General features: G+C 62.6%; 22 protein-coding genes and 2 pseudogenes. 3 read left to right on the top strand and 21 right to left on the bottom strand.

Translation table 11 applies throughout. The features are described from left to right. Positions 1-6: 6 nt before the first annotated feature. From QRQ56_RS35045 to QRQ56_RS35015, 7 genes are all read right to left on the bottom strand, one after another. The gene (locus QRQ56_RS35045) at positions 7-270 is read right to left on the bottom strand and encodes a VirB3 family type IV secretion system protein (RefSeq protein ID WP_438746036.1); all 264 of its coding nucleotides are present in this window, start codon (positions 268-270) and stop codon (positions 7-9) included. After that, positions 270-596, bottom strand: a complete 327-nt coding sequence (locus QRQ56_RS35040; RefSeq protein ID WP_283018292.1) for a TrbC/VirB2 family protein — start codon at positions 594-596, stop codon at positions 270-272. Before QRQ56_RS35040 ends, QRQ56_RS35045 begins: the two co-directional genes overlap by 1 nt. After that, positions 593-1,513 carry a P-type conjugative transfer ATPase TrbB gene (gene trbB, locus QRQ56_RS35035; RefSeq protein ID WP_438746158.1) on the bottom strand — a complete coding sequence of 307 codons (921 nt, stop codon included), beginning with the start codon at positions 1,511-1,513 and terminating at the stop codon, positions 593-595. The genes QRQ56_RS35040 and trbB overlap by 4 nt, the downstream gene beginning before the upstream one ends. A gap of 245 nt (positions 1,514-1,758) precedes the next feature. Beyond that, a complete protein-coding gene (locus QRQ56_RS35030; RefSeq protein ID WP_438746035.1) occupies positions 1,759-3,078 on the bottom strand; it encodes an MFS transporter in 1,320 nt (439 codons plus the stop codon). Between the two features lie 73 nt (positions 3,079-3,151). Beyond that, positions 3,152-3,544 carry a hypothetical protein gene (locus QRQ56_RS35025; protein WP_438746033.1) on the bottom strand — a complete coding sequence of 131 codons (393 nt, stop codon included), beginning with the start codon at positions 3,542-3,544 and terminating at the stop codon, positions 3,152-3,154. Between the two features lie 646 nt (positions 3,545-4,190). Further along, complete coding sequence (locus QRQ56_RS35020; RefSeq protein ID WP_438746031.1) at positions 4,191-4,613, bottom strand: CopG family transcriptional regulator; 423 nt, start codon at positions 4,611-4,613, stop codon at positions 4,191-4,193. A 10-nt stretch (positions 4,614-4,623) separates the two neighbouring features. Next, entirely contained in the window at positions 4,624-6,600 is a 1,977-nt protein-coding gene (locus QRQ56_RS35015) for a conjugal transfer protein TraG (protein ID WP_438746029.1), read from the bottom strand. A gap of 579 nt (positions 6,601-7,179) precedes the next feature. Between QRQ56_RS35015 and QRQ56_RS35010 the strand changes: the two genes are divergently transcribed. Beyond that, on the top strand, positions 7,180-7,989 hold the full coding sequence (locus tag QRQ56_RS35010; protein ID WP_438746028.1) for a polysaccharide deacetylase family protein: 810 nt from the start codon (positions 7,180-7,182) through the stop codon (positions 7,987-7,989). Positions 7,990-8,423: 434 nt separating this feature from the next. Here the strand turns inward: QRQ56_RS35010 and QRQ56_RS35005 are convergent, their stop codons facing one another. From QRQ56_RS35005 to QRQ56_RS34990, 4 genes and pseudogenes are all read right to left on the bottom strand, one after another. Further along, a complete protein-coding gene (locus QRQ56_RS35005; RefSeq protein WP_438746026.1) occupies positions 8,424-10,151 on the bottom strand; it encodes a relaxase/mobilization nuclease domain-containing protein in 1,728 nt (575 codons plus the stop codon). Positions 10,152-10,392: 241 nt separating this feature from the next. Beyond that, positions 10,393-11,091 carry a lytic transglycosylase domain-containing protein gene (locus tag QRQ56_RS35000; protein WP_438746025.1) on the bottom strand — a complete coding sequence of 233 codons (699 nt, stop codon included), beginning with the start codon at positions 11,089-11,091 and terminating at the stop codon, positions 10,393-10,395. A gap of 209 nt (positions 11,092-11,300) precedes the next feature. Continuing rightward, positions 11,301-11,804 (bottom strand): annotated as a pseudogene (locus tag QRQ56_RS34995) (S26 family signal peptidase); the annotation flags it as partial. Beyond that, entirely contained in the window at positions 11,804-12,268 is a 465-nt protein-coding gene (locus QRQ56_RS34990) for a DUF2840 domain-containing protein (protein ID WP_438746156.1), read from the bottom strand. The gene QRQ56_RS34990 and the pseudogene QRQ56_RS34995, both read right to left, overlap by 1 nt. Before the next feature lie 327 nt (positions 12,269-12,595). Between QRQ56_RS34990 and QRQ56_RS34985 the strand changes: the two are divergent. After that, positions 12,596-13,570: pseudogene (locus QRQ56_RS34985) on the top strand (IS110 family transposase). Positions 13,571-14,154: 584 nt separating this feature from the next. Here the strand turns inward: QRQ56_RS34985 and QRQ56_RS34980 are convergent. From QRQ56_RS34980 to QRQ56_RS34960, 5 genes are all read right to left on the bottom strand, one after another. Further along, a complete protein-coding gene (locus tag QRQ56_RS34980) occupies positions 14,155-15,057 on the bottom strand; it encodes a replication initiator protein A (protein WP_438746024.1) in 903 nt (300 codons plus the stop codon). A gap of 3 nt (positions 15,058-15,060) precedes the next feature. Next, on the bottom strand, positions 15,061-15,339 hold the full coding sequence (locus tag QRQ56_RS34975) for a helix-turn-helix transcriptional regulator (RefSeq protein ID WP_007605953.1): 279 nt from the start codon (positions 15,337-15,339) through the stop codon (positions 15,061-15,063). A 124-nt stretch (positions 15,340-15,463) separates the two neighbouring features. Continuing rightward, positions 15,464-15,985 (bottom strand): DUF2285 domain-containing protein, encoded by a 522-nt coding sequence (locus QRQ56_RS34970; RefSeq protein ID WP_410706546.1) that lies wholly within the window; start codon positions 15,983-15,985, stop codon positions 15,464-15,466. A 58-nt stretch (positions 15,986-16,043) separates the two neighbouring features. Further along, positions 16,044-16,226 carry a transcriptional regulator domain-containing protein gene (locus QRQ56_RS34965; RefSeq protein WP_317245281.1) on the bottom strand — a complete coding sequence of 61 codons (183 nt, stop codon included), beginning with the start codon at positions 16,224-16,226 and terminating at the stop codon, positions 16,044-16,046. A gap of 143 nt (positions 16,227-16,369) precedes the next feature. Then, positions 16,370-16,663 carry a DNA -binding domain-containing protein gene (locus QRQ56_RS34960; RefSeq protein WP_438746020.1) on the bottom strand — a complete coding sequence of 98 codons (294 nt, stop codon included), beginning with the start codon at positions 16,661-16,663 and terminating at the stop codon, positions 16,370-16,372. A 107-nt stretch (positions 16,664-16,770) separates the two neighbouring features. Here QRQ56_RS34960 and QRQ56_RS34955 point away from each other — a divergent pair, with 107 nt between their 5' ends. Beyond that, the gene (locus QRQ56_RS34955) at positions 16,771-17,052 is read left to right on the top strand and encodes a helix-turn-helix domain-containing protein (RefSeq protein WP_438746019.1); all 282 of its coding nucleotides are present in this window, start codon (positions 16,771-16,773) and stop codon (positions 17,050-17,052) included. Positions 17,053-17,217: 165 nt separating this feature from the next. Here the strand turns inward: QRQ56_RS34955 and QRQ56_RS34950 are convergent, their stop codons facing one another. The 5 genes from QRQ56_RS34950 to QRQ56_RS34930 form a co-directional block, all read right to left on the bottom strand. Continuing rightward, positions 17,218-17,538: a DUF736 domain-containing protein gene (locus QRQ56_RS34950; RefSeq protein ID WP_438746017.1), complete on the bottom strand. Its 321-nt coding sequence runs from the start codon at positions 17,536-17,538 to the stop codon at positions 17,218-17,220. Positions 17,539-18,087: 549 nt separating this feature from the next. Continuing rightward, complete coding sequence (locus QRQ56_RS34945) at positions 18,088-18,570, bottom strand: hypothetical protein (RefSeq protein ID WP_438746015.1); 483 nt, start codon at positions 18,568-18,570, stop codon at positions 18,088-18,090. Between the two features lie 134 nt (positions 18,571-18,704). Beyond that, positions 18,705-19,628, bottom strand: coding sequence for an SLOG family protein (locus QRQ56_RS34940; protein ID WP_438746013.1), 924 nt, complete (start codon positions 19,626-19,628; stop codon positions 18,705-18,707). Between the two features lie 329 nt (positions 19,629-19,957). Continuing rightward, positions 19,958-21,019, bottom strand: coding sequence for a DUF7146 domain-containing protein (locus tag QRQ56_RS34935; protein ID WP_438746011.1), 1,062 nt, complete (start codon positions 21,017-21,019; stop codon positions 19,958-19,960). Next, the gene (locus tag QRQ56_RS34930) at positions 21,019-25,329 is read right to left on the bottom strand and encodes a strawberry notch-like NTP hydrolase domain-containing protein (RefSeq protein ID WP_438746010.1); all 4,311 of its coding nucleotides are present in this window, start codon (positions 25,327-25,329) and stop codon (positions 21,019-21,021) included. Before QRQ56_RS34930 ends, QRQ56_RS34935 begins: the two co-directional genes overlap by 1 nt. Positions 25,330-25,499 lie beyond the last annotated feature (170 nt).

Genomic DNA, 25,499 nt, shown 5'->3' with positions numbered 1-25,499 from the left:
CTATTCTCAAGCGCTGAGATGACCGGGAACACGAACGTGCCGGCGTACGACTTCGACGAATTCCGGATCGCGTTTTGCGGCCCAGACCGCGGCCATGTGGCCGACGAACGCCAGCAGAAGGCCGGCCAGCCACAAGCGCAGACCAAGGCCGAGTGCTGCGGCCAATGTGCCGTTGAGAATGGCAACCGATCGCGGTGCACCGCCCATCAGGATCGGCTCGGTCAGCGCACGATGGACAGGGGCGACAAAGCCCGGGACTGGCTCATCCATCAGATCACCACCCCGCCGCCGAACGAGAAGAACGACAGGAAGAAGCTCGAGGCGGCAAATGCGATCGACAGACCAAACACGATCTGGATCAGCCGCCGGAAGCCGCCCGAGGTGTCGCCGAATGCGAGCGAAAGACCGGTCACGATGATGATGATGACCGCGATGATCTTGGCCACGGGTCCTTCGACCGACTGCAGGATCTGGTTGAGCGGCTGCTCCCAGGGCATGTTCGAGCCGGCGGCCCAGGCCGGGCTACTCACCAGGTACAGACAAGCGAATGCCGCAACTGATGCGAAACCTCGCCCGAGAGATGATCGTACGTTCATGACTGATCTCCGATTTTCGACAGGGTGTAGTCGCCTGATGACCCAAGCCCGGTGACAGAAGCGAGTTCGCTCAAACGCCGTTCGGCACCACGGCCAGAGAGCACGGCGATGACGTTGATGGTCTCGGCGATCAGCGCGCGCGGGACCGTGACGACGGCCTCCTGGATGAGCTGCTCGAGCCGGCGGAGCGCGCCAAGCGCGGTGCCGGCGTGGATCGTGCCGATTCCGCCGGGATGTCCAGTCCCCCAGGCTTTGAGCAGATCGAGCGCCTCGGCTCCGCGCACCTCGCCAATCGGGATACGATCAGGGCGCAGGCGAAGCGACGAGCGCACAAGTTCGGACAGCGAGACGACGCCATCCTTGGTCCGCAGCGCCACGAGGTTCGGCGCCGTGCACTGAAGCTCCCGCGTATCTTCGATGAGAACGACGCGATCCGAACCTTTGGCCACCTCCGCCAGAAGCGCGTTCGTCAGCGTCGTCTTGCCCGTCGATGTGCCGCCCGCGACCAGGATGTTCTTGCGTGTAGCGACCGCATCGCGGAGCGCGTTCGCCTGCTCCAAGCTCAGGATGCCGGCAGCGACATAGTCGTGCAGGCTGAAGACAGCGACCGCGGGTTTGCGGATCGCGAAAGCCGGCGCGGCGACGACCGGCGGCAACAAACCTTCGAACCGTTCTCCCGTTTCCGGCAGCTCAGCCGAGATTCGGGGCGAGCCGGCATGAACCTCGGCGCCCACATAGTGCGCGACCAGCCGGACAATTCGCTCGCCGTCGGCAGCTGATAGACTTTCGCCGGTATCGGTAAGGCCGCTCGACAGCCTATCGATCCACAGCCGGCCATCGGGGTTCAGCATCACCTCAACGATCGACGGATCTTCCAGAAAGCCCGCGATGGCAGGCCCCAGCGCTGTGCGGAGCATGCGCGCTCCGCGCAACTCGGCTTCCGAATGAAATGAATGGATCGCCACGACTGCCCTCAGTTGAGTGAGGCAGCTAGCGTCTAGCCGCCTCACATGAGAACAACTAGAAAAAGCAGAACCTGCGCGACAGCAAGAATGGGACCGTGTCAATCGTAGTCTGGCGTAGAAGAAGAAAGATTAGGGACGACCGCTTCTGACGCGCCGAACATCATGACCCCGAACATCAGCCCGGCGACATGCGGGCTTCACCACTCCGCATGATCATCCGCCTCCAGGATGGCGAGCTCGGCTGGTGGAATAACGACCTCAACCGAGTTCCAGCCCCCCGCCGGTTGACGTGTGGCCGAAGCGCCAGCCTTCCGTTTCCGGCGCTCCAGCCACGGGACGGCGGCGAACCAGACCAGCGCTGCCACCTGCAGCAAAACGTTCACACCGAACGCGGTCTGGTAGGCCGGTAAAGGATAATGCCCCGCCTCCAGAGGCCATTGCTCCAGAATCAGTCCCGTCCCGTACTGCACGACGAAAGCCCAGCCAAACTGCAGGACATTCAGACCGCCATTGGCGCGCGCAACCAGCTCGGCCGGGAAATAATCCGCTATGATGGCGTAGGTCAGAGCAGTGGCTGATCCGGCCACCGACAGCACGCACCACGGCAGGAGTGATGGCCAGGGCGGATGCAAGATCAGCACAAGCTCCGTCACAATCAACATCGCCGCGACCAAGCCAAACAGAGCCTCGCTCTTCTTAGCCCGGCGGCGCACCCAGTTGGCAAGGACGCCCAAGACCAGAGCGCCGAGACTCAGAGCGACCGCCATCACGAACAATTCGTTGACGAGTCTCGTTCGATCCAGCCGCTCCACATCGGAAAGCCAGGGCGCCGCCCATAAGGATTGCAGTGCCCAAGCCGACCCGATGCAGGTCGCCGATAAGGGCGCCATTCTCCAGAACCGCGCATCCGAGTAGACGGTTTTCAGAGTGGCGGGCGTCCTGCCGCCTTGTGGTCCAGTGGTTCGTTCGGGAACCACGAGATAGATCAAAATGGCAGCAAGCGCGCTCGCCGCGGCCAGCGCCTCGAATAGACCCCGCCATCCGATCCAGTCCAGGAGCGCTTCCGCAGGAGCCGTTGCGGTAACGGCCCCCAATGAGCCCAGCATGATCATATAGCCATTGATGAGCGCCATTCGTTCTCTTGGAAACCAGAGGACGATGATTTTCAGCCCGGACATCAGGGCTGCTGCGCTCCCAAGTCCGACCATCGCGCGAGCAAAAAGAAGGGAAAGGAATCCCGTCGATAGTCCAAAGAGCGCGGCACCCCCTGCAGCAACAGCCAAGAGCACGCTCTGGACCCGGCGCGGCCCCAAGCGATCAAGTAACATGCCGACCGGAATCTGGGCCGCCATAACGACCAAAAAGTAGATTGACGTGAGCAGCCCGATATCGGCGGCGCCAAGCCCGAGATCAGAGGCGAGGCGGCCAGCAATGAGTGTATTGATGGTCCGGAACAGGTACGAAAGGTAGTACCCGGCCGCGAAGGGAAGAAACACGCACGCGATGAGCCGCCACACAGGAACTGGCTCAACTCGTGCCACCGGCAATATTTGCGACCCAAGCTCCTTCCGCACGCTTGTGGCGGCCGGCCTAACAAAAGGAGTTGGGCAAGTTTCGAAAGTTTGGAGCGCTGCCGCCCTCCACGGCGGCAGCGTTCGGCTCGGAGTTTCCATCCACCGCGACTGCTGACAGACCTTCCTGACTCAAGTGTTGCTCTGCCGCGCGCTGTGACGCGCCGCCAAGAGCTTCACCACCCGGTCGACTGCCTTTGCCCAGCCGATCGATCGTCTCCCGGATCAATGGCTGACCGAGCCGTACCCGCCGTTCGACCTGCTCCGCCAATACCTTGAAACGCTGCTGCCCAAGCAGGCACGCCTCCCGCTGCCCGGATGGCAGCATGGGCGGCGTCACGGTGAGGTGATAGCGCGCATGCAGGGCTACGGTCTCCGCGATGATCGCGATCTCGTGCTCGAGCCTGGCCATCTGGCCACTTATCCGGTCCAGAGCCTCATGAACGCGCCCTTATGGGCGGTGCAGGATTCAGGAATTGTTCAAGCGCCGTCTCGACGACCATGCTCTTGCCGACCCCCGGGCGTTCGGTCGCAACTTCAAGCCGCTGAAACATGCTCTCGGAGAGCTGAACGGTAACCTTCTTGGTTCGCGCTCTTTCGTTCGGGCTCGGCTCGGCTTGATTCACAATCGAGCTGGGCTGGCCTCCAAGCTCTCCATCGATTTGCACTGCTTGTTCACTCCCAATTTGCGGCCGCGACCTGCCCGCGCAGCGCGGTACGCGCGGCGTCGATTTCGGAATCGAAACGGCTGGATCGCCCCAGCGATGATGGACTTGACACAAGGGCCAATCCGAACGTCACTTCAACCGCACCGACATCTGTGTCGTTGTCTGGCGTAGCCAAAGAAAGACAAGGCGGTCTCAAGAAGAGTGGGATTTGTAAGCCTGTGTCATTCGCGGGCAGCTAACGGGCTGTTGCAGCTGGCCCGGGCGCCTTGAGTGACGCGCCCATCGCTTGCGCGCTTCGTGGCATGCTGCCGATCTGCGGGTCGACTTATCTGACTCGGCGCCGCACCCATCGCCAGGAGCTGCCAGGGCGCATTGGGGCGCGTGTACTGATTACTCGGGCTTCTCAGAGGCGTGCATGTCGATGCTCACCTCTTTCAGGACGGTGGATCCGCTTGTAAGCCGCCGTCCGAGCGCCTCAACAAAGCGATCGTAACGTTCCGCGCCCTTGGCGCGCGCGGCGGGCATCGAATGTTCGGGGAGCGCCGGCGTTGAGGTCAGCCAGAAACGGATGAAGAGCGCGATGGTCTCAAGCGTGATGCCATCATTGCGCTCGAGGCGCTCAAGCGCGCGCGCGATCCGGTCCAGACGCTTGGCGATCGCCGCCTCGCGCCGATCGGAATCATCCGGAGAAAGAAAGGCGCCGATTGCGGCCTCGGCGACCAGCGACTTGGGCTGACCCCGGCGTTGTGCGAAGGCCTCAAGGGTTTTGAAGGTTTCCGGATCGAGATAGATGCTGAGCTGGATCTTTTTCACGCTGCCCCGCTCACAGATCCATCCCATCGTCCGCGTCGAGGCTGACGGTCCGCGCGACGCCCTGCATCGAGCGGCTCAGAGCTTGTGCCTGGACGGCATCGGCATCACCCTCATCGAGGTCGGCGTCGAACTCATGCTCGCCAAGCGGTGCCTTGATCTCGATCTCCTCATGTTCTGGCAATTCCGGCTCGCGACGCAAACCACCGTTCGCCTGGTCGCTCCTGCGCTTGCGTCTGGTCAGTAGCTCGACTGATGGCGGAATTGGAGCGCCGGCCGACCAGTCATCCGGTCCCGCGGACAAGGTACGCGGTTCGAAGCGGGGCGGCTTCAACACACGTCGCTGGAACTGCGGATCCTCATAGTAGCGGACTTTGGTGGCGCGCACCGGGTGCACCCCGGAAATCATCACGATTGCCTCTTTAGGCGAGAGTTGCATGACCTCGCCTGGCGTCAGCAGCGGCCGCGAGGTCTCCTGACGGCTCACCATGAGGTGCCCAAGCCAGGGGCTCAATCGGTGTCCGGCATAGTTCTTCATGGCGCGCAACTCGGTCGCAGTTCCCAGTGCGTCGGATACGCGCTTGGCGGTACGCTCATCATTGGTCGAGAAGGCGATCCGGACGTGACAATTGTCGAGGATGGCATGGTTCGGCCCATAGGCGCGTTCGAGCTGATTGAGGCTCTGGGTGATCAGAAAGCTGCGGATGCCGTAGCCTGCCATGAAGGCGAGCTGACTCTCGAAAAAGTCGAGCCGGCCGAGCGCTGCAAACTCATCGAGCATGAGAAGGAGTTTTTGCCGGCGCCGGTCTGGATCCAGGCTTTCGGTCAACCGCCGCCCGATCTGGTTGAGGATGAGTCGCATCAGGGGTTTGGTGCGGACGATGTCGGATGGAGGCACCACGAGATAGAGTGAGACGGGCTCCGAGCCGTCCACGAGATCCCGGATGCGCCAATCGCTTCGCGCGGTGATCTTGGCAACCACCGGATCGCGATAGAGCCCCAGGAAGCTCATCGCGGTTGAGAGCACGCCGGAGCGCTCGTTCTCGCTCTTGTTGAGAAGCTCGCGCGCGGCCGAAGCGACGACGGGATGAACGCTACCTCCAAGATGCGGGGTTGCGAGCATTGCGGTGAGTGTAGCGTCGATCGGGCGGGAGGGATCAGACAGGAAATTGGCGACGCCTGCGAGGGTCTTGTCGGCTTCGGCGTAGAGGACATGCAGGATTGCACCGACAAGGAGAGAGTGGCTGGTCTTTTCCCAGTGGTTGCGGCGTTCGAGTGCCCCTTCCGGGTCGACAAGGATATCGGCGATGTTTTGGGCATCTCGCACCTCGCAATCACCACGACGGATCTCGAGAAGCGGGTTGTAGGCGGCGCTGGCCGGATTGGTCGGATCGAACAAGAGCACTGGCCCAAATCGCGCGCGCCAGCCGGAAGTCAACTGGAAGTTCTCGCCCTTAATGTCATGAACAATCGTGGAAGCCGGCCAGGTCAAAAGAGTCGGTATGACAAGGCCAACGCCCTTGCCAGAGCGCGTGGGAGCAAAGCAGAGTACGTGCTCAGGCCCGTCATGCCGCAGATAATGGCCCTCAAGCCGGCCGAGCACGATGCCGTCAGATCCCAAGAGACCCGCCCGCCTGACCTCGCGCGCATCCGCCCAGCGTGCCGAGCCATAGGTGGTGACGTCCCTCGCCTCTTGCGCCCGCAAGACGGAGAGCATCATCGCTAGCGCAATCGCTGCGATGCCACCGCTCGCGGCAATGGCGCCGCCCTCCAGGAAGACCAACGGTGCGTAAGCGTCGAATTTGAACCACCAAGGGAAGAAGGCTGCCGGCTGGTAAATCGGCCAATGCCCAATCCTGAACCAGGCTGGTCCAAGCTGCGGTTGGAACGCGAGCCGCCATGCCGTCCATTCGGTAGCCCCCCAAAGAAAGGCGAGCACGACGAGACAAACTAGGATGACCTGATGCCATATGATCTTTGTTGCGGACATGGATTGGAGATGTGGAGGTATTCATCGGGTGCACACAAGCGGTGCCGCCCGTGCATCGTACTCGCGCGGGTCAGGGCGCAGAAATCAGCGGGTCAGGCGAACGGTCGCACTCGTGAATGAAGATCCCGACGGCCCTGTACGTACCAGTGATGCTAGCCACAACATGCAATGATCCATGCCGCGCTCCGAAAACGACTGGGAAGATCCGGCGATTATCATATCGTTGCGTGACCGTCGCGGCTACGGCGTCAGACGTTACCCAATTTGCTCAATCTGGCGGATTCGCCCTTGATCTGATCAACCGGCCCTGGTGGCGTTCTCTTTCGGAAGTTGTTGTGCTTGACACGAGCGACTTGGCGACCTGTCGACTATGCCCAAGGTCGGGCCCGGATGCTTCCCAGGAGAGAGGGCACAGAAAATAAGTTCAATCATTAAGAACGCCGCGTTCATCGCACCAGCCGGGGCCTAACGACGCTTTTTGGCCCGATATGCCATTGATGCGCAGAAATCCCGCTAGTGACATCGAATATCGTACGGCGCGCACGGGTTTGCGCAGCAAGCAAAGTCGCGCCGGGGGCGATGGCAAACAGGCGTTTGAACAGATTGGCATCATGGCTTGCCGGCGCTGCGGCCGTGGTGTTTGCCTGCAATGGCATCACTAGCGCGACCGACTGCCCGCGGCAGGACGCATTGGGAACGTCGCGCGTACTCGCTGTCGATCCGAAGGCCTATCCGCGCGTGGGATCGAATGAGTTTCCGAAGACCCTTCCTCTGGCAGACCACGAGGTCGTCCTCACCTTCGATGACGGTCCGAGGCCGCCGAACACACAAAGGGTGCTGGAAGCGCTCGCGCAGGAATGCGTCCGGGCCACCTTCTTCCTCGTCGGCAGATCCTCGGCAGAATTTCCCGAGCTCGTCCGCCGCATCGCCTCACAGGGCCACAGCATTGCGCACCATAGCTGGTCGCACCAGGTGATGTCCAAGATGCCGTTCGAGCAGGCAATGGACGATATCGATCGCGGCATTGCGGCTGATGAGCTCGCACTCGAGGGCGTGTCGACCAACGTCCCTTCGACGCCATTCTTCCGCTTTCCCCATTTCGATTCGTCGCCTGCAATGCTGGACGCGTTGCAGTCGCGCGGAATCGTGGTGTTCGGAACCGACCTTTGGGCGCGCGATTGGGAAGACATTAGCCCGGACCAAGAGCTCATGAACATGATCGTGCAGTTAGAGAGCGCGAGAAAGGGCATCATCCTCCTGCATGATGCCCAAGCCCGCACCGCTGCAATGATACCGGCGTTGCTGCGATATCTGCACAAGAACGGATATCGGGTCGTGCATTTGGTACCGGCTGTCCAGGCCGACAAGAAGGCTGAGACGCGCCATTAGGCTAGCATGCGCCTTTTCGACATCACGTGTGGCAGCTTCCTGATGATAATCCTTTTGAATTTGCTGCAGGCTGGTGATGGCCGAGAGTGGCAGCTGCTCGATTTCCGATCCTAAAGGGGGGATTCAAATCTCAATTGGTGCAATGCATGCTGAGTTGACGGCTAACTCCTGCGTCCGCATGGGTATATCCGATGCATTCTAACTGGCGGGCTGATGTCGGCGTGTAGGGTTGGCCTAAGGTCGTCGGCCTGCATTCCACTGTTACGACTTGATGAAGCCGACGCCCTCAACATTGAACAAGAAATGGAGATCCAGTCGTCATGCCGGCCCCTCAAGATTGCCCCCTTTGACGCGAACAGGGTTCGGGTTGGATAGGAACGATGTGCGGCCGTGCCCAGCAACTGCCGGCGGCCCCAAAGCAGAAATCGACGGGGTCAGAGCGCGAGCCCCCGTTTCCGTCCAAAGCTCCACTCCACATTGGCCGGTCCCGCGATGCCGCTCACTTGTTTTCCCAGTTGGTGCTCAAGTGAAGGCGTCCACGGCACGAGCTGGAAACCAAGCCCATTGTCGATCATGGCGAAACGCCCAGAGGCCAACCATAGGCGCCGGCGATAGACCCCCGAAATCTGCTCACCTGCATCAGCGGCCAAATGCGCAAGCCCTGATTCCTCAGCCAGACGTCGTCCGACGGCTTCCAACTCACGGCGGCGAAGGGTCTCGACCAGGTTACGACCGAGTGTGACCTTTCCGCCGTTACGGCGGGCGAGTCCCTGCTCTGCCAGGACGTCAATCCGCCGCTCGAGCGCGGTCCGCACCTCGGCGCCAAAGCCAGTGCGTGAGAGATCGGTGGGCTCGCGTGCCACAAGCTGTCGGTCGAGCCAGGTCGCTCCCTCCGCCGAGACCTGCTGCTCGAGCGCCACGTCCGAGCGCACAGCGAGCGCGATCCGTGCTCGACCGCGCGCATCGTCAAAGCGCCGGAACTCCACAATGGCGCCGATCGGCCCGTTGCCAGCCGATTCGATATCGGGGAGTTTCAGGTGATGCACGCGCCCGTCGATCCCGTCGACAATGGCAAAGGCCGTGCCCCTGAGCTCGTCGTCGAGCCCGCGCGCCATAAGACGGCCGATGACCGGTTCGCCATGGCGTTCGCCCTCGAGTGCCCAGGACGAGGGCGCGCGCGCCGGGCCATCCTTCGCGATTGTATTGTGCAGCCGCTTTATGATGTCGCCGCGCTCACCGAGCGCACGCAGCCGCGGCTGGGCATCTGCGGCCAGTACCCACTGCGCAGGACCGGCGGGCGCGGCCACGCCAAGCCGCTCGAGTGTCCGCATCCGCCCGATGCGAATCTCCCGTACCGGGTCGCCCTCGGCAATCCCGTCCGGCCTCAGATCGATCACCCCGTCCGCCGCACCCGCTTCCCGGGCAAACGCCCGGTCGAGCCTGGTCCAGCGTTCGGCCGTCACCTCCGCTTCAAGGACTTGGCGGATCTCGAGCTCCGATCGCGGGCCAAGCTCGCGCGTGACGAGATCGCCGGCGCGGGCGCGCAAGCCCGTCGAGATATAGTCACGGCTGATGATGAGGTCATTTCCGTCATCCGCACGGCCGCGCACCAGGATGTGGACGTGCGGGTGCTCGGTGTTCCAATGATCGACCGCAACCCAATCGAGCCGGGTGCCGAGGTCGCGCGAGGCCTGATCCATCAGCTCCCGGGTAAAGATCCGCAAGTTCGCGAGTTCGCCAGCATCGTCCGGCGAGACGATGAACCGGAAGTGATGCCGGTCGCCCTCGCAGCGCTCGGCGAACGCGCGGCCATCGGCCTCATCGCCCGCTGCGTCAAAGAGCTTGCCTGGTGTCCCATCGCGGGTGACCCCGTCGCGCTGGAGATAACCGATATGCGCGCGCAGCGCGCCCGGCGAACGCATCCGGCGCACGACCCGCGCCTTGATCATGGCGGATCGCGCGCGGTTGTTGAGGAGCCGCGTCGCGGCAAGGCTCGCCGCGCGACCGCGCCCAAACTTGCTGCCACGGCTGCGGCTACCCCGCCAGAGACCTCCGGCCTTCTGAGCAGCCCTTAGCGTCTGCGCCAAGAACGGCTTCGTCCTGGGCGCGCGCGTCGAACGGATGCGGCCTGGGCGGATGCGGAAATCGTCGTGACCGGTCATCGTGCCCGCTGCAACCTGTCGAAAACCGAGCAATAACGTAGTGTTACCGCAAATCGCAAGTTGCGTCGCCCATTCGCAATGTTTTCCGGATCATTGAAATCGATGCAGTTTCGTCCACAACCGACCGGCCGCACCTTGCGGCTTTTATCCTGCCCTCCCTGGTCGCCCACTCCCGGCTCTCTGCCGGCCACTCTCAACGTTGCGACTAGCTTCGACATCATGCGACGAAATGCGATTGCGATCATCGGGACTGCACCTCGTCTGATCGCCGCACAAACAGGCCCGTCGCGAAAGGGACGAGTGCAGTTGCACCCGCCCTAGGCGCTGCTTTCGACGAATTCATTGTACGGACGCCGGATGCCGAGTTGGCGTTATCAGCCGATAAGCTCTTGGACCGCTCAACAAGGACTGGCGCTTGCTGCCACGTGGCGAAGCGTCTGGCACCCGAACCACTGCTGTTGCGCTGCTCAAGACCGATCAATGGTGCAAGTCGAGCGATGTAGATCTGTGTTTCATCCGGAAGCGGTCGGCCGGTGGCCAGGTGCTCCTCGTACCGCTTTGGTCCCGCATTGTAGGCTGCGAGAAACCCTTCCGATCCGAAGCGATCGAGCATCTCGCGAACGTACGCTGCCCCAGCCATAATGTTGTCGCGAGGATCAAACGGATCGATACCGAGATCGTGACGGACGCTCAGCTCGACCCAGGTCGCCGGCATGATTTGCATCAACCCGAGCGCTCCCCGAGCCGATATGGCGTGCGCATTCCCGCCGCTTTCAGCCTGCATGACGGCACGAATCCAGCGCTCCGGGATCGCGAACCGATGCGAGGCTTCGGTCACGAACGCGGTGTATGCAAGGCCAGGAAGCAGGTTTGAGGAGCGCGCAGCTTGTGCGCGCGATCCAGCCACCGCTCTGCCGGCCGATGGCGCTGCGAGCGTCATGAGAATTCCCAGAGCGCAAGCAGTGGCTCCCGATAGCAATGTGCGGGCAGCCGCCAAGGACAAAGCTCTTCCCGGCCGGCACTGAGCCGGCGCGAGACGGCCGCGCCGCGTGCCGATTGCCGGCAATTTGGCCGGGATGGAGCAATGATGTTGCGATCGGCCGAACATAGAAACCGCAAGCCAGTGGAGCAAATCCGGCATTCGTCAGTCTCCTCCTTGGTCCACACCGGTACCGCTTGCCCGATGACGGCTGAGCTCGGGAGTGGTCCAAAATATCTGCCGTCAAAGGACTCCGGCGACTGCCAGTTCATGAGAAAGACCTCGTCCTCGGCGAGGACCCGGCAGCCCTGCCAGGCGGGCAACGGCCTGCCACGGCGGTCGCGCTCGCGTGCGTGGCCCATTTCGATGCCGTCGACGACGATTGTGAGTCCCGTTCTGCAGACGGTTTGTCCGGGCAACGCCAGCACGCGCTTGAGCATCGGAAGACCGCTCGGCAAATAGCCGTTGAAGTCGAGGAAGCTCGCAAGCGGCTCTGGTGGCCGAACGGCCACGAGCTCAGTAATGTGCAATCGTGCGGTCCCTTGCAAACGATAGAGGCCGATCGGCACACTTTCGGAAGCGTTCCAGATATACGACAGTGAGGTGTCGGTGACCGGCCAAAGCGCGAGCGTTGTGGCCCCACATATCGCAAGGATGATCCTTAGCCGTCCCATCAGAGCACCACCCTGCGCCGGCGGAGCCACGCCTGGTGGCGCGCACGCGTGTAAGGTCGTGGCGTTTCGTTGACGGAAAGGCGGTTGTGGACGTGATGCCAGTATTCGGGGGCTACATCGGCTGGATCGATGCCGAGTGACTCCACGGCGTCGATCAACTGGAGAACGCGTTCGACCTTTCGCCAGCCAGCCAGTCGCAGCAGGCTTTCGCCGCCGGGGCTGACCCAAGGCACGGTCGAATAGCGCTGCCGCGGCGCGATCGCGCGCAGAATGTCGATGCGAGACAGGATGGTTCCGAAGTCATTGGACGTCCAGCGCACGAACGCAAAGATGCTGCCGGGCACAAACGAGAGAATGCGCCGGTGCTGGTCAATGATCTTCTCCGATACCGGCTTGCCGAACCGGATTCGGTTCTCGATCCGCTTTTCGAGCCACAAGAGTTCAACAGTTGTGAGGTCGCTCACCTGGCCACTCCATAGTTTTGAGAGGAATTTTGGACATGCCACCGGGTGCGCTGTCGCCCAGCGCATCGGCGTCAGAGCCGTGGTTTCGGCAAAAACGGTTGTGATGAAGGGCCGATGATCGGCGTTGTCCAAGCCTTGCAGCGCTCCCGCTGCTACCAAGGATCCCAGCCGAGTGCTCCAACTCGTTAAAAAGATTCCGAAGGATTCCAGGTTGGCCGGGGTACTGACCGGTGCCCCCGCGCCGGTCGCATTGCGACGATGATGCCTCGCGACGCTTCGCGAACGGAACGCGCGGAGCGTTCCGGCGGTCGGCAACGGAGGCGCATGATGGACTTCTATGCAGGGCTCGACGTGTCGCTGGAGGTGACGGACATTTGTGTGGTCGACGGCGACGGCAAGGTCTGAGAGGCGAAGCTGGGCACCGATCCGAACGCGATCGGACTGTTGCTGGCGGAATGAGGAATTCATCTCAAGCGCGTCGGCCTGGAAGCTTTCTCGTTCAGCGCCTGGCTGTTCACGGCGCTTGCCGAAAAGGAGCTCCTGATGATCTGCATCGAGAACCGGCACGCCAAGGCGGCTATGAACGCGATGCTGAACAAGACCGCCCGCAACGACACAAAAGACATTGCGCAGATGATGCGGACTGGCTGGTTCCGCGGGGTTCATGTCAAGCCGGAGAGCGCACAGACGTTGCGGGCGCTGCTGGTCGCGCGCAATGCGATGCTCGGCAAGGTGTTGGACATGGAGAACATGATCCGCGGCCTGTCGCGACCACTCGGACTCAAGATCGGCGAGATCTCGGTCGGCCGTTTTGATGCGCGGGTGCGCGATCTCTTGGCCGGGAAGAAGGAATTGAAAGCGATCGTCGCGCCGCTGTTGGACGCCCGCAGCGCCATGCGGCAGCAGTTGGCAAAACTGCACCGCGTGGCGCTGACTTTTCGCGCAGACGTCGATGATCCGGCACGATTCAAGAAATCGGCCAATGTCGGCGCCCGTTTCGGGCTGACGCCGCGGCGCTATCAATCCGGCCAGACCGCCCGCATTGGCAGCATCTCCAAATGCTGCGATGAGCTGGCGCGGGCGTTGCTGTACGAGGCGGCGATCGCGCTCCTCACCCGCATTCCGAAAGACTTCAAACTTCGCTTGTGGGGCCTTCGCCTGGCGAGGAAGAAGGGTCCGAAGCGCGCGGCGACCGCAGTTGCGCGGGCGCGCGCCTTGCTGCTGCACAAGATCTGGATCGATGGCACCACATTCTGGTTTCGCGCTGGCGGCAAGCGCGGCCGGGTCGCTGCGGTGGATTAAGGGCCTCCACGACCCGGCCGCTTCCACGCGCGCCTTCTCCTTCCGCCACGGCGGAGCGGCGTCTCCCGCGACGGGGATGCGGGTGAGACCGCGGCTTTTCTTGCCGGCGGCTTCATGGGCACCTTTGAAGCCATCAAGCACGGCGCTGGTTAGCCTGACTGCCCATTCTCCAGATTCCGGCATGTGGTGGTCTTGGTGCCAACCACGGACGTTAGCGAGTTCTCCTCGACGAGCGAGCTGCCGCAAAACAAAGCGACGATCGTGATGCGGTGCTGCCGGTGCTGGCGATCGCGTAATTTTGCGCGCGATCACGCTTGCACCCGCATCTTGGAGAACGGGTTCGCATTGCAGGAAGGTCTTGCGCGTGACAGCATAAGCGCATGAGGCATCCTCGTTGCACGCAAGACCGACTTGTTCACAACGCACTGATTCACAACAAAAAGTTAGTGTCAGTACGTTAGTAAAGTTACGGGAGCAGCAAGACTTGGAGCCGCAGAACCTTAGCTCTGATTCCGGTCCTCGATAGCACGAGCATCGCGTCCCCGATGGCACGAGGGTTCTGGTCCCTGATAGCACGAGCGAATTCACAGCTTATCCCCAGCAGGAAGGACGAGGCCACGCTTGCGCAGTCGCTTGCTCAACGGGCCGATTGGGACTGGTGCGAAATTCAATCGCTCTGCGCCATTCGGATGATGCGTGATGATGAGCCGATAGCCTGGCAATGTCTGACGACGGACGATCTGACGCAGGTCGTAGGCAAAGTGTTTGAATGGCGACAGGCTGCCGGACTTCGCATGCAAGTGCACAAGATCGAAGCTCCAGCCGCCATTCTGACGGCCGCCGTGCTTGCGGACGAGCCGATAGAGCCAGCGCTCCAATCCACCGGTCAGATCGAAATAGGCCCGGTCAATCGTCAGCACGAGCGCTTCATCGACAACGCCAGTGTAGAACCAATCGGGCAGGATCAGCTCGATTCCACGGGCATGCCCGTGCAGATCGGCTGTCTCTTTCCATTCGTTGATCCAGGAGAAACGATGCCGCCGCCGTTCGCTCGGCTGCCGGATCGATGTCATCACAGTGGTCGATTGCAGCCGGTCGAGCGCAGCCTTCAGGCGGTCGTAGTCGCGCACGCTGGTGCCGCGGCCGACGAAGGTCAGGATCTCGTAAGGGGTCGCTGCCATCAGGCGGGACGTTTTCAGGCCGGCATCACGGGCTTCGACAATCTGCGAGGCAGCCCAGATCAGAACGTCCGCGTCCCAGATCGTCGCCATGCCATGTTCCGGCACGGGTTCGACACGAATGGTGATGGTGCCTGCGCGGAAATCGATGGGAACATTGCGCTTTGATTTTGCCAGCGAAAAGAACGGATACGCCATCAAGTCTTGTGCGTCCCGTGGCGCCAGATCGCCCGGGAGGGCGCGAAACAGATCGAGTTGGTCGCGCTCTGATCGCCGCCTGCTGCTTGCAGTGGAGTTGCTGTCCGGCATGGGTCAGCGCCGCTCCTTGCCGGCATACGGAATCGGTGTGTGCCGTTTCGCGGGCAGGACCGTGCCTGTGCCGGGATCGCTGGTGGACGTTTTGGCGCCACGGTCAACCCACGCCTTCAGGTCCTCGATCGCATACACAACGCGACCGCCGAGCTTGCGGTAGGTCGGGCCTGTCCCATAGGTGCGGTGCTTTTCCAGGGTTCGGCCGGAGAGTCCGAGAAAGCGCGCCGCTTCGGGCGTGCGCAGGTATCGCGGCGGCAGGCCGGCGTTCGGATCGGGCATTTGCGAGGCTCCGTGGTCGTCTGGAGCGCGGCCGGCTCGGCCCGCGCGTCGACGGTCACGATGGCGCAGTCAGCGTGCCGATGGGGATGCCGAAGATCGAACGATGATTTCCGGCACCCCTGCTCTACTCCTTGCGAGATGAAGGACGTAGCAATGCGCGATAGCCGCCGCGCATCAGAGCCAAACCAGCCTGCACCAGGCGGATGGTCCGGCTGCGCAATTCGTGGGTTTTCCAGGCGCGCTCGGGCATGCGTTTTCGGCCGAACAGCACCTCGGCGATGACGCGATAGGAAGCACCCTCCATGTGTCCATCGAGCGCACGCAGCACCAAGACGAGTCGTTCGCGCCGCTGCGCCGAAAGCTGATGAAAGGGAGGTCCCGGCGGGCGGCCGTTGATTGTGCGCCACAGCCGATGTGAGGCGTGGGCGCGGATCTCAAAGTCCGCATCGAGCGGCAGTTCGGCCGCATAAGAGACACCAAACTGCGGCGCCTCTTTGAGCCAGAGATGATGTTGTGCCCCTTGAATGCGCAATACGGCATGCCAGCCGTCAGATGCCTGTCTGATGGCGCCCGATGAAAGGTCGGCAAGCTGTAGCCCCGCGCCGACCGTTTTTGAGCCGGACGCGCTGCGAACGACCGGCACCACCGTCGGCAACGCCTCAGGTGCCCAGAAGATAGTCTGTTGGTGAAAGGACCCCTGCGGGTCATGGGCGAAAGCAGACGCCCCATCTCCTTCGGAACTCGGAGGTCATCTGGGATCGATTTTCACGATAGGAAGCTCGATAGTTCGGGCTGCGCCGCAGTGACTCCCAGGCGAAATCCGCCATCTCGCCCGACTTGATAGCGTGCTGATACGCCTCCGGTGAGCGCCAGTCGAACTCAGACATTGCTGTTATCTCCTGCCGTAACTCGATTGCGGCGCAATGTCTATGAAGCTTGGGATTGTCGGGGAAGTCACCAATTATGCATTGTGCGATGCCTGCAGGCGATCACGCGTCAGCGGGGAAATCTGTTCTCAAGTGCGAATTCTTCATGACAGATTTTGCTGTTTAGGCGCGCCGCCGCGAAGCAAGTCACGGTAGCCGTGGTCTGCCATCCATTTTGCGCGGGCCAGATGACTATCAAACGCATTGCGAGCGCGATCCGGTTCACGATCGGGATCGATGTGCAACACGATCCTGGTCACTTCTTTCCAATCCGCGCCATCGGCTTCGGCATCAAGAAGTCGCCAGTACGTCACGAGATGCTGCTCGTCATAGGTCGTCAGCACCGGCTCATGCGGCGCGACATCCGCGACATCGGGATCTAACGGTGGCTTCGTCATGTAGGCTTATGCGCGCACTTCGCTAATCTGCATTGTAAGCGAAACTTACCAAAATAGTTCGGTTATAGCCAGTGGTTTGATGGTCTGCCTAATGGCTGTTTGAGCGCATGAAAGCTCGTGCGCTCGTTGCCTGGAATGTGCGCCGGATCCGCGTGGATCGCGGTATTCCGCAAGAGCAACTGGCCTACGATGCCGGGATCGACCGCTCATATATGAGCGGCCTTGAGCGGCAATCCGAGAATCCGACAATTGATCTTCTCGACCGGCTCGCCGAGACGCTAGGCGTTCATTTATCTGAATTCTTTGTTCAGCCACCCAGGGGAGCGGCCACACCCAAGACATTGCCTAAGGGTCGCAAGTCAGCGCGTCTGCGTTCCAAGAACCAATAGCATTTGGGCGAGTGCAAGCCATGCGGACAAGCGCCACGTAAGTGCGTGTCTTAAACTTGAAAATCGACGCGACCAAGCCGGTCCAGCTGCAGCTTTGCTGGTCGGCTTTTCTCCAAGGGGGAGCCCCGCCCGAGGTCGTCGGGAGGGGCTTGGCGTTAATGAGCCTCACTCTCCGTTCTTGCGCGGCCGCGACCAGAGCAAGGTGTAGCCTTCGCCGCCTTCCTCATCGAACAGGTTCGCGTAGATCGGCGCGTTGAACGAGGGGTCGTCGAGCTTGAGCGAGAGGTAGTCGCGTCCCTCTTCGGAGCGCTTCGACCAGGCTGCCCCGATCTCCGCCCGGCCTACATAGATGCGGTGGCTGGGAGCGCTGTCGTTGGAGCGGTTGGTCTCGGCGACGATGCGGACGCCCTTGGCCTGCAAGCTCAGGGTGATGATCTCGCCCTGGAAATCGTTGCCGACCTTCTTGAAAGAACCGATGTTAGCCATGTCTCTTCTCCTGTTGTGTTTCGAGCCCGCGACCACCGCGGCCTCGATGGCGATCTAGAGGCCGAAGACGATCGGCGACGCACCCGCTCGCGGGCCGCAGCGCAGCGGAGGACGTCGTTGTGGCGACTTTCTTGTCTCGCGCGGAATGGGCGAAGCCCAGGGGAAGAAAGTCGCGTCAACGGCGTTGCGGCTCAGACGATCGAGGCGCAGCCGGTCTTCGGTCAGATCAAGCCATCAAAGAGGCCACGTGCTCCGCGTGCTGAACCGCAATCTTAGCGAGAAGACTGGCGAATCTCGGTTGCGCTGAACAAGGGGTTGGTACGGTTCGGCGCAGAAAGAGAAACAATCTGCCGCAAAGGGCGGTATCGTCCCGGAAGGAATGATCGAGCGTGGCGCGCCGCTCCACCGCAGCTATGTGGGCCAGACAGAGATCGGTAGGGCTTGTTAAAGTGCTCCGAGGAGAAGCGCTGTTACTTCTCGCTCAAGCTCGACGACCCCTCGTTCAACGTGGCGCGCTGTGCGGTCTTGCTCGATGATGGCGACGAAGCCTTATCGTTCGTGCGTGGCGGCTGTAAGAGCGGGTTGAGGCATATTCTCCACTACCCCGCCCGACTCCAAGGGGCGGGTCTCCGCGAAAATGGTCAAGCGCGCCCATGCCGTGCAGCCGATGCAAACCGCACCTCCGCAAGCGAAGGCCTCGCGCCAAGCCAGCGAAGGCACGCCGACCTGCGAGAGGGCAAACACCACATGATAGCCAGCGATTGCCGCTGGGATCGCAAATGCGGCTGCGATCGCGACGCGCAATGTCAAGGACCGACTGACAGCGACGGCGACCTGACCAGCGGCAAGCGTCAGCGCACCAGAAGCAATTCCGATAAGCAGTGCGCCGAAGACGCCGGCGCCATCGCGAAACGCAAACATCCCGGCACTGAGCGCGACAAAGAACGGCAAGGCATAAATCGCCAGCGCAAAGAACAGCCAGCAGAACAATCCGATGCCAAATGTGTTGAGAACAAGCCCAAGCGCGAGCATGGTGGTGGCTCCATGTGCATGGATTTATCAATCGCGCCTTCCACCACCACCACGGCGCAGTTTTGGATGTAAAAACGAAACGAGGCGGAGTTGCGGCGTGCAACTCCACCTTGGCGTCTTGGAGGCGACGGCGCTCATGCGCCGCCGAACCTCCAGACGGGAATGCCGAGCCGCTTCGCCTTGTCGGCGAGATTGTCCTGGATTCCCGTGCCCCGGAAATGCATGACGCCGATCGGCAGAAGCTCAAGCAGAGCATCGTTGCGCTTGAACGGCGCCGCCTTGGCGTGTTTCGTCCAATCGGGTTTGAAGGCGATCTGTGGCACCTTGCGATTGGTCGCCCATTTCGCAGCGATCAGTTCAGCGCCTTTCGGGGAGCCGCCATGGAGGAGGACCATGTCGGGATGCTTGGCATGAACCTTGTCGAGCCGATCCCAGATCAGGTGATGATCGTTGAAATCGAGCCCGCCGGTGAGTGCGATCTTCGGTCCTGGCGGCAACATGACCTCAGTCTCGGCGCGGCGTTTTGCTGCGATGAAGTCGCGGGAGTCGATCATTGCCGCGGTGAGCGTTCGGTGATTGACCAATGATCCCGATCGTGGGCGCCAGGCTGAACCGGTGTGGACCTCAAATTGTTCGATGGCCTGGTCGCGGAAGAGCTCCAGGCAGTTGCGGCGCTCGATCAGCGTGATGCCTTCGGCCGTGAGGCGCTCGAGTTCGACCGATCGCACCTCCGAGCCGTTCTGCTCGCGCTGGCTCTTATGCTGCGCTTGTTCGTTGTCATCGAGGTGGCGTTCGACGCGGTCGATGGCACGATGGAACAGGTTGACGGTCGACCAGAGCAGATTGTCAAGGTCCGGCTCAAGTCGCGTGTCGTTCAGGGTCGCAACCAGGGCATCAAACATGTCCGCTATGGCGCCGACGATCATCTTGCCCTCCGGGAGCGGTCTTGGATCGGGTTGGTCGTCGAAGGGACGATAGCCGAAGAGCTGTATTTCCGTGAGGATGTCGTCGGTCGGGGAAGAGGCATGCGGCGGTTCGATGTCGTCATGGTCGGTCATGGGAAGAGGTCCTTGCCGGATCGGCCGCGACCATCGCGGCCTTCGTGGCGATCCTCTGATGGCGGGCGGACCGGGCCAGCACCCGACAGGGCCGAAGCGGCAGCGGAGGATGGCGGAGGCCGGCTATTTTGCTTCGCGATGCAAAGCGCGCGGCCAACTGCATGATGTGTCTTCACATCGCTGGCGCGCGGCGGAAAATAGCCGGACGCAGCCATTGCCGGCCCGGGCCGGCTGCCGTCCGATCGCCCCCTAGAAGGCCGAGGTCGCGTCCTCTTCCGGTATTGGCCTCGCCTATGACCGGCCCATCAACGTCGATCAAAGACCGGGAGCTATTCCGCGGCCACGATCGACGAATGCAGGAAGCGAACGATATCCTCTGGCACAAGCTGAAACCGCAGCGCTGCTCGGAGGGCTTCGAGACCGAATAGCTGCAGATCTTCGTTGAAGTCGCCCAGCCAGGGCGACAGCACGATCGCTTCGATGCCGGCGTCTGCTGCGCGCTGGCTGAGAGTTGCCAGTACTGCATCACCGGCGGCATCGGCATCGCGCGCAATGTAGAGCCGGCGTAGGCTAGACGGCAGCCTCATGGCCGAGAGGTGATTAGCCGAAAGCGCAGCCGCCATCGGCATAGTCGGCAGCACGTAGCGAAGCGACAGCATAGTTTCGATACCCTCTCCCGCAGCGACCACGTCGTCCACCACGCCGAAGCGAACGGCATTGCCGAGCAGGTCGCCCATGGCCCGTCGTGGGGTATCGATCGGAGCCTTGCCGAGCCGAACACGATCGAAGCCATCCGGATCGAGCCAGGTCCGGTGCACGCCGGTAATCCGACCATCGAGATCCGTGATGCGGGCGATCATCGCCGGCCAAGTTTCAGTTGGCAAATTGTCGTCGGGCCGATAGTAGCAGCGTGGGTGGGAGCGCAGACTGCCACCATGGTGGATGCGGGCTATTCCGCGACGCTGTAAGTACCTCTCCGCTACCGTCCCTTCAACCGGGCTGGACATCGCAAAGAGCCGACGAGCCGCCTCTTGTGATCCGGTCGGCGCTGGCGAACGAACCGGTTTCGAGGCCGGTTGCTTCTCAGAACGAGGAAGCTTGACAAAGCGCCTCGCCTCCTCGACGACCTCTCGAAAGTCTCGCAAGACCAGACTTTCGCGGATGACGTCGAGGAGATCACCATGTTCGCCGGTTGCGGCATCGGTCCACTTGCCCGCCGGCCCCCTTGGCGATTCCTGGAGCCGCACAAATAGTGAGCGGCCCGGGGTGTTGTGGACGTCGCCGACAACCCAGTAACGTCCCGCCCGCTTGCCATTGGAGAGATAGTGTCGGCACACCGCCTCGGCCTCTCGCGCGAGGCGGCGTGCCAGTTCGGAAGCATCGCGGGACATCACGCGGCCTCCCGCTCGCTGACGCGCGCAACCGGATAGCTGTCGAGCACCTTCGCCAGGATCTCGACGCCGCTTGCGTCCGTCGGTACGAACATGCGCAGCTTCCAAGAGATGATCTCCCCAAAGAGGCCGTAGGCCCGCAAGCGATCACGCATCGTGTCGTTGAAGCCCGACAGCTCGATACGGTGTGCGCCCATCACCCGGACTCGGCGAAGCTGGAGCCCCTCCGCAAGCTCAAGGACGGTCCGCCCCTCCACGAGCGCGGCAAAGGCTGCGTCCGGCGTCAACGCCGGCGCGTCTGCCGCAAGGACGTTCGCGACCCATGTCGCCGAGACCTTGCGGCCGATGATCCGCTCGCCCGCGTCTGTCTGCAGCCGATAGACCCGGGGCGATTCGTTCGGCAGCCGCTTCCAGATAGGGAGCAGCAAGCCGGCCACGACGTGGATCGTGCTTTCCGTGAACTCGGGGACGTCCGCAAGCTCCGCCAGCCAGGCTGCCGCAAAACGTTCACGATCCGCTTCGACCCAATGGCTCTCTGCCATCATGTTCAAGCAGACGCTGTGCTGCTCCATCGGCCGGATCAGGCGGACGCGCCGCTCGATCTCTCCGTCGTCAAGCATGAAGCTCGGAGCCGGCAGCTGCACGGCGGCTCGTCCCGAGCGCTCATTGATCAGCAGGACAGCACGAAGATCGGAAAGACGACCGAGAGCGTCATCCAGGCTCACAGGACGATTGCGCTCGCGCTGGGTGACCGTGAGAAGCCGGGTTTCGGCGCCAGTGCTGGGATGAACGTAAATCGTGCGCCGGTCGGTGACAACAAAGCTCTCGGCGCGGAGCGTTTCCAGCCCGAGGTCATAGCTGCCCGAGGCAACTGCGCCTTCAATCCGAGCCGTCAAGAGCTGCTCGAAGACGGTGAACAGGATGTTCTGAAGCTCGATCGCGAGCGCAAGCAACCTGTTCAAGAAGGTCGTGGTCGGCGGCAGGTCGTCCCTGAGCCCATTGGCATCGGTCAGCGTCAGCCCGGTTGCATCCTCAAACCTCTCCAGCGAGCAGCCCTCGACCTTGCCGCGCGCCAGCAGCGTGTAGAGCTGGCGCAACGCGTCGCGGCCGTACTGGCTTTCGAGATTGTCCTCGGGCCGAAACAGGCCCTGCCCCCCGGTCTGGCGCTGGCCGCGCGTGATCGCGCCCAACGTGTCGAGCCGGCGCGCAATGGTGCTGAGAAAACGCTTTTCGGCCTTCACATCTGTGGCAATGGGACGAAACAGCGGCGGCTGCGCCTGGTTGGTCCGGTTGGTGCGGCCGAGGCCCTGGATCGCGGCGTCCGCCTTCCAGCCGGGCTCGAGCAGGTAATGGACGCGGAGGCGACGATTCCGCGCCGACAGCTCGGCATGGTAGCTCCTCCCCGTGCCACCGGCGTCGGAGAACACGAGGATCCGCTTGATGTCATCCATGAAGGCCGAGGTCTCGGTGAGGTTGGCCGAACCGGCCCGGTTTTCGACGACCAGCCGGTCGCCCCTGCGAATGATGCGGCGCGAGCGGCCGGTCACCTCCGCTACCAGATCAGTGCCGAAACGCTCGACCACCTGGTCCAGCGCGCTTGGCACCGGCGGCAGCGAGGCCAGCTTCTCGATGAGGCGGTCGCGGCGGGCTACCGCCTCGCGGCTCTCGACCGGCTGCCCATCGCGATAAACAGGCCGCGAGCAGAGGTTGCCCTCCGAGTCCGTGAAGGGCTCGTAGAGCTGGACCGGAAAGGAATGGGCGAGATAGTCGAGGACATACTCGCGCGGGGTGATGTCGACCTGGACGTCGCCCCACTCCTCGGTCCGGATCTCGGCGAGCCGGCGCTCCATCAGCGCCTCGCCGGTCGAAACGATCTGGATGACGGCGGCATGGCCGGCGTCGAGATCGCACTCGATCGATCGGATCAGCGACGGCGTCTTCATCGAGGTCAGGAGGTGGCCAAAGAAGCGCTGCTTGGCGCTCTCAAAAGCAGATCGCGCGGCCGATTTGGCCTGGCCGTTCAGCGTGCCGGTCTCGCCGGTGATGTTTGCGGCCCGCATCGCGGCATCGAGATTACTATGGATGACGCTGAACGCGCCCGCGTAGGCATCGTAGATGCGAACCTGCTCGGGCGTGAGCTGGTGCTCGATGAGCTCATAGGCGACGCCCTCGTAAGAGAGCGAGCGGGCCGTGTAGAGACCGAGCGCCTTAAGGTCGCGCGCGAGGACCTCCATGGCGGCGACGCCACCCTCCTCGATCGCGTCGACGAACTCGGCACGCGTGGCGAACGGGAAATCGGCGCCGCCCCATAAGCCCAGCCGCTGGCCATAGGCCAGATTGTGCACGGTCGTGGCACCGGTCGCCGAGACATAGACGACGCGGGCATTCGGCAAGGCGTGCTGGAGCCTCAGCCCCGCGCGCCCCTGCTGGGAGGCCGCCTGGTCGCCGCGCTCGCCCTTCTGGCCTGCCGCGTTCTGCATCGCGTGGCTCTCGTCGAAGACGATCATTCCGTCGAAGTCGGAGCCCAACCATTCGACGATCTGCCGCACGCGCGAAAGCTTCTCGCCGCGCTCGTCGGTGCGCAGCGTAGCGTAGGTGGTGAATAGGACGCCTTCCGCGAGCCGGATCGGTGTGCCCTGCCGGAAACGTGACAACGGCGTCACCAGCAACCGCTCCATGCCGAGCGCGGACCAATCGCGCTGCGCGTCTTCGATCAACTTGTCGGATTTGCTGATCCAGACGGCACGGCGCCGCCCCTTGAACCAGTTATCGAGCAGGATGCCGGCCTGCCGCCCCTTGCCCGCGCCGGTGCCGTCGCCCAAAAACCAGCTGCGGCGAAAACGCACGGCATTCTCTGCGTTGTCGCGCGCGGCCGCCACCACGTCAAAGGTCGCATCGACCGTCCAGGAGCCCGCAAGAAATTCGGAATGCGCCTCGCCTGCATAGATGACGCTTTCAAGTTGGGCGTCGGACAGGATGCCATCCGCCACGACATTGGCCGGCAGATGTAGCCGGTGCGACGGCTTCGGCGGCGCGACCGAGGCCATCGCGGCAGACTGCACGAGTTTCGTCGGATGCGCACGCGAGTCCGGAATGCGGATCGCCTGCAGTCCATATTCCTCATAAAGCGCGTCGGTCAGTCGGGCGCCTTCGGGCGGCGACCATTCGACCGTCTCGTAGATCAGTTCTACGCCTTCGGGCGCTACGCGGCTCGAAGCGGACGATGGGCGTGGCGCAAATGCGCCGACCACTCGTGATACTGCAGGGCGCCTGATGACGTCGACCGCTATCGGCGTCGCGATGGGCAGCCTCGGCGGCACATACTGGGTCACCCAGTCAAGCAAGGTGGCGACATCGCGAAGTGAAGCCGGAAGGACTTTCGGATCTGCGGCGGGCAACTTGTCGATCACAAGCAGCCTTGTGTCGGTCTGCGTTCCGTGTTTCGCATAGACCGCGCCGTCGATGGCGACAGAAAATACCACCCGCCCGCTCTCCTGGAGACGAACGAAGGCGTCTCGCCACGCCGGATTGTCCGGCGCAAAGCTCGCGCCGGTAATGGCGACCAGACGCCCGCCATCGCAAAGGCGCGCCAAGGCTGAGGCGATGTGCCGGAAAGCCGCGTCCGCCATCCGTCGATCGACGTTCGCCAACGCGGAGAACGGCGGGTTCATCAAGACGACGCTCGGTACGACACTCGCATCGAGGTGATCATTGATCTGGGCGGCGTCGAACCGCGTGACCGTAACCTTGGCAAATAGTTGGTCGAGCAACGCCGCGCGGGTCTCGGCCAGTTCGTTCAGTACCAAGGTGCCTCCAGCGAGCTCGGCAAAGATGGCGAGCAAGCCGGTCCCCGCAGAGGGCTCCAAAACCCGATCGGACGGCGTGATGCCGGCCGGGGTGCATGCGGCGAGCCCAAGCGGGATCGGCGGCGAGAATTGTTGAAGGGCCTGGCTGTCCTCCGAGCGGCGTGTGTGGGTGGGAAGAAGACTGGCGATCTTCGCGAGCATCGGCAGCATCGCGGCCGTCGAGTCAGCCTTGGTCCGGATGGCCGGACCGAACTTGCGAAGGAACAGAACGGTTGCCGCCTCGCAGACATCGTAGGCGGTCTTCCAGTTCCAGACGCCAGTGGCGTCGGAAGCGCGGACGGCAGCTTCCATGGCGCCGCGCAGGACAGCGGCATCGATGCGCCGGCCGCGCTCGAGATCGGTCGAGAGCTGTCGGGCGGCCCTGACGGCGGCGGAGGTGAGAGATGCAGCGGCGCGCATCGAGAGCGGCGCGGCGGCCGCGCCGCCGGCGAGAGATTCGGTCATGGCAGGGTTCTTTCGGAGAGCAGGAAACGGGTCGAACCATCAGGTGCTCTCCTTAAGACCCGACGGCTCAAACCCTTCCCGGCCCGGCTCTCCCTCTCAGCTCTCGCCCATAAAAATGGGGACCGGCGCGGCACACCGGTCCCCAAGCAATTGCCGGACGGCCGGAGCCG

Origin of the sequence: Bradyrhizobium sp. U531 (assembly GCF_051710265.1) — a bacterium.
Classification (GTDB): Bacteria; Pseudomonadota; Alphaproteobacteria; order Rhizobiales; family Xanthobacteraceae; genus Bradyrhizobium.
This window is presented reverse-complemented; position numbering and strand designations above follow the sequence as displayed.